The sequence below is a fragment of the Cellulosimicrobium arenosum genome, assembly GCF_014837295.1.
Lineage (GTDB): Bacteria > Actinomycetota > Actinomycetes > Actinomycetales > Cellulomonadaceae > Cellulosimicrobium > Cellulosimicrobium arenosum.
The window spans coordinates 38,109-52,684 of record NZ_JACYHB010000008.1 but is presented as its reverse complement, the minus strand read 5'-3'; the positions used below and the strand labels follow the sequence as shown (position 1 = coordinate 52,684).

14 protein-coding genes are annotated in these 14,576 nt (G+C 73.1%); 6 read left to right on the top strand and 8 right to left on the bottom strand.

Annotated features, from left to right (window positions below):
* Positions 1–130 precede the first annotated feature (130 nt).
* Both IF651_RS10955 and IF651_RS10950 read right to left on the bottom strand, forming a co-directional pair.
* A complete protein-coding gene (locus IF651_RS10955) occupies positions 131–523 on the bottom strand; it encodes a UBP-type zinc finger domain-containing protein (protein WP_338403906.1) in 393 nt (130 codons plus the stop codon).
* Between the two features lie 15 nt (positions 524–538).
* On the bottom strand, positions 539–1,228 hold the full coding sequence (locus tag IF651_RS10950; RefSeq protein WP_338403905.1) for a hypothetical protein: 690 nt from the start codon (positions 1,226–1,228) through the stop codon (positions 539–541).
* 330 nt (positions 1,229–1,558) lie between these two features.
* On the opposite strand from IF651_RS10950, the gene IF651_RS10945 reads away from it, so the two are divergent.
* The 4 genes from IF651_RS10945 (at position 1,559) to IF651_RS10930 (ending at position 8,117) form a co-directional block, all read left to right on the top strand.
* Positions 1,559–1,702, top strand: coding sequence for a hypothetical protein (locus IF651_RS10945; RefSeq protein WP_191829159.1), 144 nt, complete (start codon positions 1,559–1,561; stop codon positions 1,700–1,702).
* 56 nt (positions 1,703–1,758) lie between these two features.
* The gene (locus IF651_RS18030; protein WP_338403904.1) at positions 1,759–4,698 is read left to right on the top strand and encodes a helix-turn-helix transcriptional regulator; all 2,940 of its coding nucleotides are present in this window, start codon (positions 1,759–1,761) and stop codon (positions 4,696–4,698) included.
* Positions 4,699–4,777: 79 nt separating this feature from the next.
* Entirely contained in the window at positions 4,778–6,961 is a 2,184-nt protein-coding gene (locus tag IF651_RS10935; RefSeq protein WP_191829157.1) for a SpoIIE family protein phosphatase, read from the top strand.
* Between the two features lie 85 nt (positions 6,962–7,046).
* A complete protein-coding gene (locus IF651_RS10930; RefSeq protein ID WP_191829156.1) occupies positions 7,047–8,117 on the top strand; it encodes a sigma-70 family RNA polymerase sigma factor in 1,071 nt (356 codons plus the stop codon).
* Between the two features lie 19 nt (positions 8,118–8,136).
* On the opposite strand, the gene IF651_RS10925 is transcribed toward IF651_RS10930, so the two are convergent.
* Genes IF651_RS10925 through IF651_RS10910 form a run of 4 tightly spaced genes read right to left on the bottom strand, consistent with a single transcriptional unit; the run spans position 8,137 to position 9,988 of the window.
* Positions 8,137–8,619 (bottom strand): DUF1269 domain-containing protein, encoded by a 483-nt coding sequence (locus IF651_RS10925; RefSeq protein WP_191829155.1) that lies wholly within the window; start codon positions 8,617–8,619, stop codon positions 8,137–8,139.
* A gap of 32 nt (positions 8,620–8,651) precedes the next feature.
* A complete protein-coding gene (locus IF651_RS10920; protein WP_191829154.1) occupies positions 8,652–9,038 on the bottom strand; it encodes an SHOCT domain-containing protein in 387 nt (128 codons plus the stop codon).
* Between the two features lie 56 nt (positions 9,039–9,094).
* Positions 9,095–9,526, bottom strand: coding sequence for a DUF6325 family protein (locus tag IF651_RS10915; protein ID WP_191829153.1), 432 nt, complete (start codon positions 9,524–9,526; stop codon positions 9,095–9,097).
* A 54-nt stretch (positions 9,527–9,580) separates the two neighbouring features.
* Entirely contained in the window at positions 9,581–9,988 is a 408-nt protein-coding gene (locus IF651_RS10910) for a DUF7144 family membrane protein (protein WP_191829152.1), read from the bottom strand.
* A 139-nt stretch (positions 9,989–10,127) separates the two neighbouring features.
* Between IF651_RS10910 and IF651_RS10905 the strand changes: the two genes are divergently transcribed.
* Positions 10,128–11,351 carry an AI-2E family transporter gene (locus tag IF651_RS10905; protein ID WP_241744351.1) on the top strand — a complete coding sequence of 408 codons (1,224 nt, stop codon included), beginning with the start codon at positions 10,128–10,130 and terminating at the stop codon, positions 11,349–11,351.
* Between the two features lie 28 nt (positions 11,352–11,379).
* Here the strand turns inward: IF651_RS10905 and IF651_RS10900 are convergent, their stop codons facing one another.
* A complete protein-coding gene (locus tag IF651_RS10900; protein ID WP_191829151.1) occupies positions 11,380–12,051 on the bottom strand; it encodes a GAP family protein in 672 nt (223 codons plus the stop codon).
* Positions 12,052–12,109: 58 nt separating this feature from the next.
* Entirely contained in the window at positions 12,110–12,607 is a 498-nt protein-coding gene (locus IF651_RS10895) for a DUF1269 domain-containing protein (RefSeq protein WP_191829150.1), read from the bottom strand.
* Between the two features lie 178 nt (positions 12,608–12,785).
* Between IF651_RS10895 and IF651_RS10890 the strand changes: the two genes are divergently transcribed.
* Positions 12,786–14,537, top strand: a complete 1,752-nt coding sequence (locus IF651_RS10890) for a SulP family inorganic anion transporter (protein ID WP_191829149.1) — start codon at positions 12,786–12,788, stop codon at positions 14,535–14,537.
* The last annotated feature ends 39 nt before the right edge of the window (positions 14,538–14,576 follow it).

Genomic DNA, 14,576 nt, shown 5'->3' with positions numbered 1-14,576 from the left:
AGGTAGCGGCATGATCGCGCAGATCCGTTGCCCGCAGATCCCGGCTCGCACGGCGGAGCGAGGGCGTCGATCCGCACCAGGGTGCGGTCCGCCGAGCCCGGGCTCACGCGAGGCTCACGCGAGGCTGGTGTCAGTCGTGCAGGCGGGACGACCAGTCGTCGGGCAGGCGGTCCGCCGGTCCCGGCGCCGACTGTGCCGTCGGGTGGGAGAGGGGTGCGGCGAGGTGGGGCCCGGCCAGGGTCTGCTGCGTCCCGAAGTCCCAGAACCAGTCCTCGCCCGGCTCGAACGAGCGCATGACGCGATGGCCGGTCTCCTCGTAGTGGCCGGTCGCGTGCCGGCTCGGCGACGAGTCGCAGCACCCGACGTGCCCGCACGCGGCGCACCGACGCAGGTGGACCCACCACCCGCCGTCACGGTCGCACTCGAGGCACCCCGTCCCGCTCGGGGGGGCGGACGGGTCGACCGCCGCCCGGATAGCCAGCGCGAGGGCGGGATCGTCGATGCCGTCGCCGGTGACGCTCACGATGCCCGCGCCCGGTCAGCGTGCACCCGTGGCGGACCGGACGACGGGGCTCCACGACTCCGGCGCGAGCACGGGTGCGGGATCCGCGTCCGCCCAGGACCGGCAGTCGTCGACCGTGGCCTCCAGGAGCGCCCGGAGCCGGGCGTCCGGGTCCGCGACGCACGCCTCGGCGATCCCCTGCACCGCGGCGGAGATCACGCTCGGCGCGGCGTCACGCACGAACCGGTGGGGGCGCAACCGTGCGCCCTCGCAGAAGCGCTGGGCCCAGCGCGCGGTCTGCGGGCACGACGCGAGCGCGTCGGCCGACTCCGGGCTGAGGGTGCCGGCGGGACGGTCGTCGAGGACGTCCAGCATCTTCTCGGCACCGATGATCGCGACCGCCAAGGTCTGCTGCCGGTCCGCCGGGGCCACGGGGAGAGCCGTGACGGCCGCCCGCAGCGCGATCCGCACGTCCCAGTGCGGGTCGGTGCTCGTCAGGCCGATGACCGAGGGGATCAGGGGCGCCAGCCGGGGCCGCTCCGGGTCGATCGTGAGGTCGTTCACCGCCCGGGCGAGCATCGCGAGCAGCGGGTGCGTGCACCGAGGATGGTCGCTCCACCTCTCCCCCGCGAGATAGGACGCCAGCTCCATGAAGCACGCGCCCCTCTTCGGGTTGCGGTGCTTGCCACGGCCCAGCATCGGCAGCATGTCGTAGGTCTCGGTCACGAGGTCACCCCCACAGCGGGTCAGGTTCAGTCCAGTCTGCGCTCGTCCCTACCCACCACGCAACGGGAAGGGTGACCTGGAGCACATTCTGCGTCTCCGGCGGCGCCCGACCGGCTCCCCGCGCCGCCGAAGGGCCTCCGAACGGCCCGTCGAACCGCCGCGGCGCCGACGCACGTCTGAGGTACCTCAGACGTGCGTGAGGACGGTCGGTCGCCGATCTGAGGCGCACCGCCCCGCCAGGTGTGCGAGGACGACCGATCCCCGGACCGGGGACTCAGGACGAACGTGGCCGTCAGGCAGGCACGGGGTCTGCGGAACGGGGACGAGACCATGAGCATGCAGTTCGGACCGGCCCTCGAGGCCGAGCTCTCCTACCACCGGGAGAAGCAGCGCGACGACTACCGCCGGGCGAGCCGACCGCTGCTCCGCCGGCTGCGCGCGCACGGTCGCCGAGGAACGCCCCCGTCGCGGTGAACGGCGGCACCGCCACGAGGCGCACCGTGTCGGTCCCGGCTGGAAGGATGGGCTCCGTGCCCAGGCCCTCCGCACGCGCGCCCTTCGTCGCCCGCACGTCCGAGCTGGACAGGCTCGCGGGCGCGGTCGAGCGCGCGCGTCGCGGAGAGCCGGGCGTCGCACTCGTCGGCGCCGACGCCGGCGTGGGGAAGACACGCCTGCTGACACGGGCCGGCGAGCGCGCGGCGGACGACGGGGCGACCGTCGTCTGGGGACACTGCGTCGACCTCGGGGAGGTCGGGCTGCCCTACCTGCCGTTCACCGAGGCGCTGACCACGCTGAGATCCGTGCACGGCTCCGTGGACGCGATCGTGGCGGAGCGCCCCGCGCTCGCGCGCCTCCTGGACACGGCCGTCCCGGCGGACGACGAGCAGAGCCAGGGTGAACGCCTCCAGCTCTTCGAGAGCATCGCGGCCGCGCTCGCCGCGTCGGGCACGGACGAGTCCCCCCTCGTGCTCGTGCTCGAGGACCTGCACTGGGCCGACCCGTCGAGCCGCGACGTGCTGCGCTTCGTCGTCGCGCGCCTGCGGTCCGAGCACGTCGCCGTCGTCGCGAGCTACCGCTCGGACGACCTCCACCGCCGCCATCCGCTGCGCCCCGCCCTCGCGGAGCTGCGCCGCCACCCGCGCGTCGACCACCTGGACCTCGAGCCCTTCACCGCGGCGGAGCTGCGCGAGTTCACGACCGGCGTCGCGGGCGACCGCCTGCCCGACGACGCGTTCGAGTCGGTCCGCACCCGGTCCGAGGGCAACGCCTACTTCGCGGAGGAGCTCGTCGAGGCGGGACCGGGCGACGAGCTGCCCTGGTCCCTCGCGGACGTCCTGCGCGCGCGCCTGGAGTCGCTCGACCCGGCCGTGCAGGCGCTCGCGCGGACCGCCTCGGTGTCCGGCCGACAGGTCGGCGAGCCCCTGCTGCGCACCGCGCTCGCGCAGGGCTCGGCGCCCGGCGACGACCCGGCCGCCTTCGACCGGGCGCTGCGCGAGGCGATCGCGCACCACGTGCTCGCCGTCGAGAGCGACCCGGGCCGAGCGGGGCGCGACACCGTGGTGTTCCGGCACGCGCTGCTCGCCGAGGCCGTCGCGTCCGACCTCCTGCCCGGCGAGCGGGTCGGCGTGCACCGTGCCTACCTCGCCGCGCTCGAGGGAGACCGGACGCTCGGCTCCCCCGCCCTGCGCGCGCACCACGCGCTCGCCGCGCACGACCTCCCCGCCGCGCTCTCCGCGTCGCGCGCCGCAGCGCGCAAGGCGGCACGGGTGCTCGCCCCGGCCGAGGAGCTGCGCCACCTCGAGCAGGTCCTGGACCTGTGGTCCGCCGTGCCCGACGCCGCGGAGCGGCTCGGCGAGGACCGCGTCACGGTCGGTCTCGCCGCAGCGGGCGCCGCGGACCGCTCCGGCGACCCGGACCGCGCCGTCGCGCTGGCCCGTGCGGCGCTCGCGGCGACCGACGACGACCCGCAGCGTCAGGCGTCGCTGCGCCACGTCGTCTCGCGGTACCTGCTGGGGTTCGAACGCATCGACGAGGTCCTCGAGCACACCCGGGCGGCCCTCGCCGTCCTGCCCGCCGAACCGCCGACGCTGGCCCGTGCGTGGACGCTCGCGACGCGAGCCCGCGCAGCGATGAACGCGGACCAGGACGACCTCGCCGCCGAGGTCGCGGCGGAGGCGCTCGCCGCGGCGCACCAGCTCGACGCGCCCGACGTCGAGGCGGACGCCCTCACGACGCTGGCCGTCCTCGAGGTCGACGACGACGACCGCGCAGCCGAGCTGCTCGCCCGTGCTCGCGAGCGTGCCGTCGAGGCGGGCGACATCTCGACCGAGCTGCGCTGCTGGTACAACCTCGCGGCCAACCGCTACTACGCGGGCCAGATCACCCGGGCCTACGACGTGACCCGCGACGGCGTCGCGCGCGCCCGGGCCACCGGTCTGGGCTGGAGCACGTACGGCGTCGAGCTGCGCCTGTTCGAGGACCTCGTCCGGTACGTGCTGGGCGACCTCTCGCCCACGGCCAGCACGGGCGAGACGGTCCCGGAGGGCTCGGCGCCCGCTCTCAACGGCGTCCAGCTCTACGCGGCGACCGCGCGCGGAGACGTCGACACGATCGAGCGCGGTGCGGCGCTGCGCCGCGACTGGTCTCGCGACGGCCAGATCGCGCTCATCTCCGGCGGCTGCTCGATCGACGCGCTGACCTGGTCCCGCCGCTTCGACGCCGCGGTCGACCTCGCTGTCGAGCTCGTCGAGTACCTCGGCCGCACCTGGAGCGACTACTTCCTCGGGCGCATCTGGCTGTCGGCCCTCGCTCTCGCGGCGCTCGCGGACGCCGCCGACGCCGCGCGGGTCCGCGGTGGCGTCGCGTCGCCCGACGCCACCGCTCTCGTCGACCGGGGCGCCCCCTTCCTCGAGGCCGCGCGCACGACCGCGGAGCGTGGGCGTCCACGCGGCGGCCGGCTCGGGCCCGAGGGCGTCGCCTGGCTCGCGCGAGCGGTCGCGGAGCACGCGCGTCTCACCGGGGAGAACGACCCGGCCCTGTGGGAGGAGGCGACCCGCGCGTTCGACTACGGCTACCGCTACGAGGCGGCACGGTCGCGGTTCCGCCAGGCGGAGGCCCTGTGCGCCGCCGACGAGCGCGACCGGGCACACGTCGTCGCGACCGAGGCCCTCGACGAGGCAATGGCGATGGGTGCCGCACCGCTCGCCGAGGCCGTCCGCTCGCTCGCCCGGCGTGCACGCCTGGACCTGCCCGGTCTGCGCCGCACCACCTCGACGCTGCTGACCGGCCGCGAGGAGGAGGTGCTCCTGCTCGTCGCGGAAGGGCTCTCGAACCGGCAGATCGGCGAACGTCTGTTCATCTCGGCGAAGACGGTGAGCGTGCACGTGTCCAACGTGCTCGCGAAGCTGGGCGCATCGGGGCGTGCCGAGGCGGTGTCCCTGGCACACCGGCGTGGGCTGATCGAGGTCTGAGGCGACTCGTCACGGGCTCCGTCCGGACGCGGAGCGGTCCGACCGGTCGCGATCCGGGCTGTCCTGGTCATACTGGAGCATGACCGGGGTGGAGGCGATCAGTGAGCTCGCGCGAGCGGGGCTCACGACCCCCACCGCAGACGAGTCGTTCGACCGCTTCGCGCGGCTCGTCAAACGCCAGCTCGGCGTGTCGTCGGCGCTCGTCACGCTCGTGCTCGAGGACGAGCAGGTCTTCCCCGGCGCGCAGGGGCTGCCGGAGCCGTACCAGACGGACCGCCGCACCCCGCTCTCCCACTCGTTCTGCCGCCACGTGGTCCAGTCGTCCAGGCCGCTCGTGGTCGAGGACACGCGCCGGGTCCCCTGGCTCGCCGACAACCCGGCCATCGACGAGCTCCACGTCGGGGCCTATGCGGGCTTCCCGATCTTCGACCCCCGCGGAGAGGTCGTCGGCTCGCTGTGCGCGATCGACGCCCGGCCGCACACCTGGACCGCGGACGAGCTCGCCACGCTCACCGACCTCGCGTCCGCGTGCACGTCGGAGCTGCGGCTGCGGCTCGCGCAGGCGCGGGCACGACGGATGCAGCGGGCAGCGCTCACCGCCAACCGCCGCGCACGGCTCCTGCTGGGCCTGTCGGAGACCTTCGCGACGGCCACGTCGGTGCACGACGTCACGGAGAAGCTGTCCGTCGTGGCCACCACCATCGGCGCCCGCTACGCCGGCCTCGCCGTGCTCGATCCCACCGGCACGAGCATGACCTACACCACCCTGCACCACCTCGAGCCGGGCGTCCCCCAGTCCTACCGCAGGTTCCGCCTGGACGACGACCGCCCGTCTGCGCTGGCCGCGCGCAGCCGTGTGCCCCAGCTCTTCCGGGACCACGCCGAGTTCGCCGCCGCCTACCCGGCCATCGGTGAGCTCCTGGGCGAGCCGCACGCCGGTGCCCGGTCGTTCCTGCCCGCCGTCGCCGGGGACCGGCTGCTCGGGATGGTCGCCCTCGAGTGGGACACCGGTCGCGAGCACGACGAGGACTCGATCCAGACGGAGACCGCCATCGCGTCGTACGTCGCCCACGCGCTCGACCGCGTCCGCCTGCTCGAGGAACGCCACCGCGTCGCCACGACGCTCCAGTCGGCCATGCTGTCCGAGCTGCCGTCCGTGCACCGCATCGAGCTCGCCGCGACGTACTCGACCGCGACGCGCACGGACCAGGTCGGCGGCGACTGGTACGACGCCGTCGTGCTGGACGACGACGCGTCCGTCCTGATGATCGGCGACGTGACGGGCCACGACATGCACGCCGCGGCGCACATGGGGCAGCTGCGCTCGATGCTCCGCACGTTCGCGTGGTGCCAGGACGAGCCGTCGGCGACGCTGCTGCGCCTGCTGGACCGCGCGAACAGCGGTCTGGGCCTGCACGCCAGCGGGACGGCGCTCGTGGCCCGCGTCGACCGGACGCCGGAGGGATTCGACGTGCTGTGGTCCTCCGCGGGCCACCCCGCCCCGCTCGTGCTCCGCGCCGACGGGACGGTCGAGGACGCGCCGGGAGAACCGGACATCATGCTCGGTGTGCGACCGGGCAGCGCACGGCACGACCACCTCCTGCGGCTCTCCGAGGGCGACACGATGCTGCTGTACACGGACGGGCTCGTCGAGCAGCGGGGCACGGCCTTCCACGAACGGGTCGCGATGCTCCGGGTCGCGCTCGGTGCGCAGCACGGTGCCGCGACGTCGACCGTGCCCGACACCCTCGTGCGGCGCCTCGTGGGCGGACGCCAGCGCGACGACGTCGCGGTCCTCGCGGTGCGTGCCCGGTACTCGGCCCGGCACCTGCCGCGCCCGGGCAGGCCGACCGTCAACCGCCGGCCGATGGAGCACTGCTCGCGCGCCGTGGGCGAGCAACGCCGGTGGGTCGACGACGTGCTGGAGAGCTGTGACGTCGACGACCAGGTGCGCCGACTCGTGATGCTCCTGACGAGCGAGCTCCTGACGAACGCCGTGCAGCACGCCGTCGGACCCGTGCTCGCGACGGTGGAGGTCGGCCATCGTGCGGTGCGCGTGTCCGTGCGGGACGGATCGACGTCGACACCACGCCTGCTGTCTCCCGAGCCGCACGAACCCGGCGGCCGAGGCGTGCGGCTGCTCGAGCGCAGCGCGGCCCGCTGGGGCGTGGAGACGCACGACGCGGCCGACGACGGCGGGCTGGGCAAGACCGTCTGGTTCGAGCTCGACCTCGTCCGGGCACCGGTGCGCCGGCGCCACTGACGCGTGTCAGCCCTCCGGAGTAGCGTGTGACCTGGCCCACACGACCTGGAGCCCACCTGACCTGGAGACTGCGATGACCGACAGCATGACTGCTGCACCGCCGACCGACAGTTCCGCTCGCCCCGAGCGCCCGGACCTGGACGACGTGCTCGCGTCCTACCGTCGCGAGCTCACCGGGTACTGCTACCGCATGCTCGGCTCGGCCTTCGAGGCCGACGACGCCGTGCAGGAGACCCTCCTGCGCGCCTGGCGCGCGTACGACCGGTTCGAGGGTCGTTCCTCCGTGCGCTCGTGGCTCTACCGGATCGCGACGAACGTGTGCTTCGACGCGCTCGCGGCGCGCAAGCGTCGGGAACGTCCGATGGGACTGGGGGGCCCGCAGGCCCCGGAGGTGGAGAACCTCGGGCAGGTGCTGCCGGAGGAGACCTGGGTCGAGCCCGTGCCCGACGACCGCGTCCTGCCGCACGACGGCGACCCCGCCCAGGTGGCGGTCGGTCGCGAGAGCATCCGGCTGGCGTTCGTCGCGGCGCTGCAGTACCTGCCGCCGAGGCAGCGCGCGGTGCTGCTGCTGCGCGAGGTCCTGCGCTGGCAGGCGACCGAGGTCGCGGAGCTCCTGGAGACGACGGTGGCGTCGGTGAACAGCGCGCTCCAGCGCGCTCGCGCCACGATGGCCGCCCGCGCGCACTGGGGCAGCTCGGGTCTCGATGCGGGAGAGGACGAGGCACCCACGGCCGGGTCGGCCGGTGATCGGAGGCCGGCCAGTGACCGGAACGCGCTCGGCGAGGTCGAGCAGCGCCTGCTGGAGCGGTACCTCGACGCGTTCGAGCGCTACGACATGGACGCGCTCGTCGCGATCCTGCACGAGGACGCGACCTTGTCCATGCCTCCGTACCCGCTGTGGCTGCGTGGCACGGCGGACGTCGTCGCGTGGATGGTCGGCCCCGGGTACGAGTGCGAGGGTTCCCGCCTCGTCCCGGTCCGGGCGAACGGGACGTTCGGGTTCGGCCAGTACCGCCCGGCGCCGGGCGGTGGACACGAGCCGTGGGCGCTGCAGGTGATCGAGACGGACGGCGAACGTGTCGTCGCGATCAACGCGTTCCTGGACACCGCGTCCTGGTTCCCGCTCTTCGGCCTGCCGGCGCGGCTCGACGACTGACGGCCCGCGGCGTCGGCGATCAGTCGAACGTCTCGAGCAGGTTCGCCTTCTCCGCCGGGGTGAGGTTCGTCGACACGAGGGTGCCCACCGCACCGTGGAACCGCTCGCCCAGACGGTCCATGTCGGCGCCCTCGGTGACGGCGAACAGCGCGGAGGACCCGGGGGTCACTCCTTCGCGGATGCGCTCGAGCTGGTCCTTGTTGATGCCCACGGCTTCCATCGCCTTCGCCGCGACCCCGATCGCCGCCCCGGCGGCGGCTCCGATGAGCGGGATGAAGAACAGCATCCCGAGCAGGAAGCCCCAGAAGGCGCCCCACCCGGCACCGCGCCACTCGCCCTGCTGTCCGTGCCGGGTCGTCGGCTTCTTGGCTCCCTCGGGCCAGCTGACCACCGCGGTGTCGATCATCGTGACGAGGCCCTGGGACGCGGCGTCGTGCAGGATCCCGGACGCCGTGTCAGCGCCCTCGGGGGTGTCGAACTTCCAGACCGTGAAGGTCGCCATGCTGGTCCTGCCTCTCGGGTCGGGCGGGCCGCTCAGCCGAGCAGCTTGGCCTTGGCGGCGGAGAACTCCGCGTCGGACAGGATGCCCGACGCGTGCAGCTGGCCCAGCCGCTCGATCTGCGCGAGCAGGTCGTCCTGCGCCACCGGGGCGTCCTGGACGGCAGGGGCGGGCTGCGCGTACTGGGTCGGCGGGGCGGGCTGGGCGTACTGCGCCGCCGCCTGCTGCGCGGCGGCGTCGATGCGGGCCTGCTCCTGCTGCGCCGCGTACTGCTGCTGCTCGAAGCTCTGCTGCTGCTTGCTCGCCTGGCGGCGGGCCATCGCGCCGGTGGTGGCGGTGGCGGTCCCGGCGATGACCGCGGTGCGTGCGGCGGTCCCGATGAGACCGGGGCGTCCGATGCGACGACGACCGATGGGGGGCATGGGAGTTCTCCTTCGTGGTTTCGCGTGTCGTGCGGGGTGGACGGTCAGCGGGTCGGTCAGTCCTCGACGAGCATGAGGTCGGCGACCTCGTTGACGACCTCGGCGGGGATGCGCTCGCTCGCGAGCACGATGCCCCCGGCGTCGGCGGCGGCGCTGACCACGCCGCGCGCCCACGTGTGCTCGACGACGAGCACCAGCGCGGACGACGCATCGGCCAGCCCGGCGGCGATCTCCTGCAGGTCCTCCTCGCCCGCCAGCCCCTCGCCGGCGAGCGTGACGTCCGTGATCTCGTACTCGTCCCCGAGGTCGGCGACCTCGATGAGCTCGACCTCGCCGGACTCGTCGCGACGCACGACGGCCAGGTCGAGGAGCGTGACGGTGCCGGCGGCCAACACGTCACGCACGGCCGTCTGGACCTCGGCGGGGATCCGGTCGGACGGGAACGCGAGCGCGACGATCTCGACGGGACCGAAGCTGGAGGTGGCCATGAGGATTCTCCCGGGTGTTGGGGTGGCGGTTGAGCGACTGGCTGGGTCGGCGGCTCAGCGCGCCGCGCGCTCGGCCTCGTCGCCGTGGACGATGAGCGCCCACAGCACGAAGAGGTCGAGGACGATGGTCGCGAGCGACCACCACGGCGTGAGCTGGAGCGTCGTGAACTGGGTCAGGGTGTTCAGCACGACGAGGACGATCGCGACGAGACGGGCCCATCGGCGCCCGGCGAGGAGGAAGAAACCGACGAGCGCGATGAGGACCCCGGAGGCCAGGTGGATCCATCCCCACGTCGAGACGTCGAGCACGACGACGGCACCCTCGGAGACCGTGACCAGGTCCTTCGGCGAGAAGGCCGCGACCGCGCCGCTGATGACGTTGAAGAGGCCGATCATGACCAGCACGATCCCCGCGAACCAGACCCATCCGACCCACGCGGTGACCTGTGACTGACGTGACATGTTCTTCCTTCCCTGTCCTGGACCCCGGACCGGGCCCGACGGCGTGCGCGTCGATCGTGGCACCGTCGGGCGGTTTCGGCATCCGGGAGGGCGGCGCGCCCGTGTGCCCGACGCCGGGTGCGACGCTACGTTCGGACGCATGAGCGAGCCCAAGCCCGCGGTCGACGACGGCACGCGCCCCGTCCAGCACGACTCGCGCCGACCGCCCCGCTGGATCCCCCGCGCGATGCTCATGGCCGTCGTGGGAGTGTTCCTCGCCATCTTCGCGTGGTACGCGCTGGGTCAGCTGAAGGGGCTGGGCGTCAACGTCCTCCTCGCGTTCTTCCTCGCGCTCGCTCTCGAGCCGATCGTGGTGTGGCTCGTGCGGCACGGATGGAAGCGGGGGCTGGCGGCCGGGGTCTCCCTCATCGGGTCGATCGTCGTGATCCTGGTGATCCTCGCGCTCTTCGGCAACCTGTTCATCCAGCAGCTCTTCCAGCTGGGGGAGGCGGTCCCACGCCTCTACCTCAACGTCAGCGAGTACCTCGAGAGCCAGTTCGACGTGGTGCTCCCGGCGTCGGACGAGCTCTTGCACGAGGTGTTCTCCCAGTTCGGGCAGGACGTCGCGACGGGCGCGATCGTCATCGGCTCCACGATCATCGGCGGCATCTTCGCGGCGCTGACGATCCTGCTCGTCACCTACTACCTGCTCGCCGCCGGCCCGTCGTTCCGGGCAGCGGTCTGCCGGTTCCTGTCCCCGGACCGGCAGGAGGAGGTCCTGTACCTGTGGGAGGTCACGCAGATCAAGGTCTCGGACTTCATCAGCTCTCGCATCGTCCTGGCATCGCTGTCCGCCGCGTTCACGTTCGTGTTCCTGCTCATCGTGGACACGCCGTACGCACTGCCGCTCGCGGTGTTCACGGGGGTCGTCTCGCAGTTCGTGCCCACGATCGGCACCTACATCGGCGGCGCGCTCCCCGTCGCGGTCGCGCTGACCTCGCAGGGGGTGCCGCAGGCCGTCGCCGTGCTGATCTTCATCATCGCCTACCAGCAGCTCGAGAACCTGGTCTTCTCGCCCAAGGTCTCGGCGCGAGCGCTGGAGATGAACCCGGCGGTGAGCTTCGTCGTCGTGCTCGCCTTCGGTGCCGTGTTCGGCGCGCTCGGCGCGTTCCTCTCGCTCCCGATCGCGGCCACGATCCAGGCGGTGGGCAACACCTACCTGCAGCGCCACGAGCTCGTCGACTCGGAGCTGCTGCACGACCCGGAGAAGGCGGCCCGGGACAAGAGGAGCGGCCGTCGTGGTTCGCGGCGCCGCGCGAACGAGCGCGCGGCGCGCGAAGCGGCCCGGACCGTCGACGAGCGTCGCAGGGAAGGCATCGACTAGCCTCGGCGATCCGAGCCGGCGTGCCGGCTCAGAGCAGCGAGATGCCGTCCCCGAGCATCTTCGCGCCGATGACGAGCAGCAGGACCGCCATGACGACGGCGTTGTGGCCGACCAGCCAGGCCTTCATCTCGTCGAGCATCTTCCCCGCCCGGTCGCCCGTCGACACGTAGACGACCACCGGCAGTGCCACGCCGATGCTCGCGACGACGGCGAAGACGATCGCCGCGACGACGCTCACGGTCGTGTCGCCGGCGGCAGCGGCGCCGATCGTCGAACCGCCGGAGACCACGAGCAGCAGGTTCTTCGGGTTGATCGCACCCAGGAGGACGGCGAGACCTGCCGCCTTCACGGGCGTGAACGTGTCGACCGCCTGCATCCACCTCGGCGTCGGCGGTTCCGTGCCTGCCCGGGGACGTCCCTGCCACTGGCGCACCGCGACGAGCAGCAGCAGGACGCCGAGGACGATCTTGAGCCACGCCGCCCAGGCGGGCGCGGCCCCGTCGTCGTCGGCCCCCGAGCCCGCGAGCAGCGCCACGACGAGCGCGACGCCACCCACCGCGACGAACCAGCCCAGCAGGAAGGCGAACGCGTTCACCTTGCCCTTGGCGCTGCTGAGCATGAGGACCACCGCCACGATGGGAAGCGGGCTGATCATCACACCGAGCGCGACAGGCAGCGACTGTCCGATCGCAGCACCCATGGGTCGGGCTCCTTCGTCGTGGTCGAGGCGCGGCGGCGGCGAACGCGCAGCAGGAGGGTCAGTCGTTCTCGTCGAAGGCGGCCCGGAGCTGGGCCTCCTCCTCCGCCGACAGGTTGGTCTGGATCAGCTCGCCCTCGAACCCCTCCGCGCGCAGCGCGTCGTGGACGCGGTCGAGAACCGCCCCGGTCGTGAGGACGAACAGCGCGGACGTGCCAGGAGTGACCTTGCTGCGGACCGACTCGATGAAGTCGTCGTCGATCCCGACGTCCGTCAGCGCGCCGGCGAGCGCGCCCGTGGCGGCACCGATCGCGGCACCGAGCAGCGGGACGAGGAAGATCAGGCCGAAGAGCAGCCCCCAGAAGGTGCCGCCGAGCGCACCGACACCCGTGGTGCTGGTGCCCTGCCTCGTCCTCGGCTTCTTCCTGCCCGGCTCCCAGGACACCGTCGCGGCGTCCTGCACGTGGACGAGCTCCTGCTTCTGGAGGGAAAGCAGCTGTCGCTCGGCCCGCTCCGCACCGCTCGCGTCGTCGAACTTCCACACGGTCAGGGTTGCCACGTCGGCTCCTTCTCGATCACGTCGGTCGGTCGAGCGGGACGGGGCTCGTCTCCACGGACGTGGCGGCGTCCCGGCCGTGCCGACACTATGGCGGCCCCCGGGGAACCGCCACCGGAGCTGCGTCGTGGCGAGGCGCAGCCGAGATGCGGTGCTCTGCCTCGCGTGGTTCGCTCTCGGCATGCCCGCGCACCCGCACGAGCCCGGCCAGGCGGGCTCGTCCGACGATGCCCGTCCGCAGCCGACGGAGCCCCCGTCGGCGGCCCGCAGGCTCGGCCGTCGCATCGGCAGGCCCAAGAAGTCGGACGTCGTCTCCGGCATGGTCACCGGCCTGTTCTCCATCCCCGAGGGCATGGCGTACGCGTCGATCGCCGGGTTCAACCCCGTCGCGGGTCTCTACGCCGGTGTGGTGCCGGCGATCGTCGGCTCGCTCACCGCGCGCACGGTCCTCATGGTCACGACCCTCACGAGCGCGATCGCGCTGACGTCGCAGAGCGTGCTCAGCGGCGTCGGCCTCGATCCGAAGGACCCGGCGAACGTCGCGACGCTGACCGTCATGGTGGGGATCGCGATGCTCCTCATGGGCTTCCTGCGCCTGGGCGCGGTCATGAGCTTCGTGTCGAACGCGGTCATGACCGGCTTCTCCACCGGGATCGCGCTCCAGATCGTCACCGGCGTGCTGGAGGACGCGACCGGGTACGACCCGCGGGGACACAACCGGCTGTACCAGCTCGGGGACTGGCTCGTGCACATCGGCTCGTGGGAGCTCGCCGCCACGCTCGTCGCCGTGGCGACGGTCGTCGTCTGGGCCCTCGCGCGCCGCGTCGAGCGGCTCGTGCCCGTCGCGCTGCTCGTGGCGATGGTCGTCGTGAGCGTCGTCGTGGTGCTCGCGTCGATCGACGTGCGACAGGTGTCCGACATCGCGTCGATCCCTGCGGCGCTCCCCGGCCTGTCCCTGCCCGACCTGTCCGTGGCGCCGTCGCTCGTGGGCGGCGCGTTCGCCGTCGCGCTCGTCGGTCTCGCGCAGGCCGCGAGCATCGCGCCGTCGATGCCGAACCCCGACGGGTCGCGCTCCGACGCGAACGCCGACTTCCGTTCCCAGGGCTGGGCGAACGTCGCGGGCGGCTTCTTCCAGGCCCTGCCGAGCGGCGGGTCGATGTCGCGCACCGGGGTCGCGGTGGACGCGGGGGCGCAGACGCGCTGGGCCGGCGTCGTCAGCGGCGTGTTCCTCGCGCTCGTCGTCGTGCTCCTGGGCGGTGTCGCCGAGCTCATCCCCATGCCCGTGATCGGCGGGCTCATCCTCGTCGTCGGCGGTGAGCTGATCTGGGGCAAGCGGCGCGAGATCCGCCTGGTGCTGCGGACCTCGCCGCTGTCGTCCGCCGCGATGGTCCTCACGTTCCTCGCGACGACGGCGCTGCCGCTCCAGCAGGCGATCGTGCTCGGCGCGGTGCTCTCCCTCCTGCTCTACTGCGTGCAGGCCGCCCGGCAGTCGCGGCTCCTCCTGCTGACGCGCGACGGCGAGGGCCGCTGGCACGCGTCGCCCGACGTCCCGCCCACGCTGACGTCCGGTGAGGTCACGATCGTCGACTACGCCGGGACGTCGTTCTTCGCCGGGCTCCCCACGATCGAGCGCGCGCTCCCGCGCGGCGACGACGCCCACGGGGCCGCGCTCGTGCTCGTGCTGCGCACGCTCCCGGACATCCCGTCGTCGGCGATGGTCGACCTGCTGCACCGCACCGCGAAGACGCTGCAGGCCCAGGGGAACCGGCTCTACCTCGCCGGCATCTCCCCCGCGATGTACGCACTGCTCCAGCGCACCGGGACCGTCGACGAGCTCGGTGAGGACGCCGTCATCGAGGCGACGGACGAGGTCCTCGGGGGCATGCAGCAGGCCCTCGACGCCGCCGAGCGCTGGGCCCGCGAGCACACCTGACCCGTCGAGCGGCAGGCTCTCGGTACGTGGTGGCGATCG

Excerpts from the sequence above, each read along its gene's own strand:
- IF651_RS10945 (WP_191829159.1), top strand. The coding sequence starts at position 1,559 with ATGAGCATGCAGTTCGGACCGGCCCTCGAGGCCGAGCTCTCCTACCAC.
- IF651_RS10935 (WP_191829157.1), top strand. The coding sequence starts at position 4,778 with ATGACCGGGGTGGAGGCGATCAGTGAGCTCGCGCGAGCGGGGCTCACG.
- IF651_RS10930 (WP_191829156.1), top strand. The coding sequence starts at position 7,047 with ATGACTGCTGCACCGCCGACCGACAGTTCCGCTCGCCCCGAGCGCCCG.
- IF651_RS10925 (WP_191829155.1), bottom strand. The coding sequence starts at position 8,619 with ATGGCGACCTTCACGGTCTGGAAGTTCGACACCCCCGAGGGCGCTGAC.
- IF651_RS10920 (WP_191829154.1), bottom strand. The coding sequence starts at position 9,038 with ATGCCCCCCATCGGTCGTCGTCGCATCGGACGCCCCGGTCTCATCGGG.
- IF651_RS10915 (WP_191829153.1), bottom strand. The coding sequence starts at position 9,526 with ATGGCCACCTCCAGCTTCGGTCCCGTCGAGATCGTCGCGCTCGCGTTC.
- IF651_RS10910 (WP_191829152.1), bottom strand. The coding sequence starts at position 9,988 with ATGTCACGTCAGTCACAGGTCACCGCGTGGGTCGGATGGGTCTGGTTC.
- IF651_RS10905 (WP_241744351.1), top strand. The coding sequence starts at position 10,128 with ATGAGCGAGCCCAAGCCCGCGGTCGACGACGGCACGCGCCCCGTCCAG.
- IF651_RS10900 (WP_191829151.1), bottom strand. The coding sequence starts at position 12,051 with ATGGGTGCTGCGATCGGACAGTCGCTGCCTGTCGCGCTCGGTGTGATG.
- IF651_RS10890 (WP_191829149.1), top strand. The coding sequence starts at position 12,786 with ATGCCCGCGCACCCGCACGAGCCCGGCCAGGCGGGCTCGTCCGACGAT.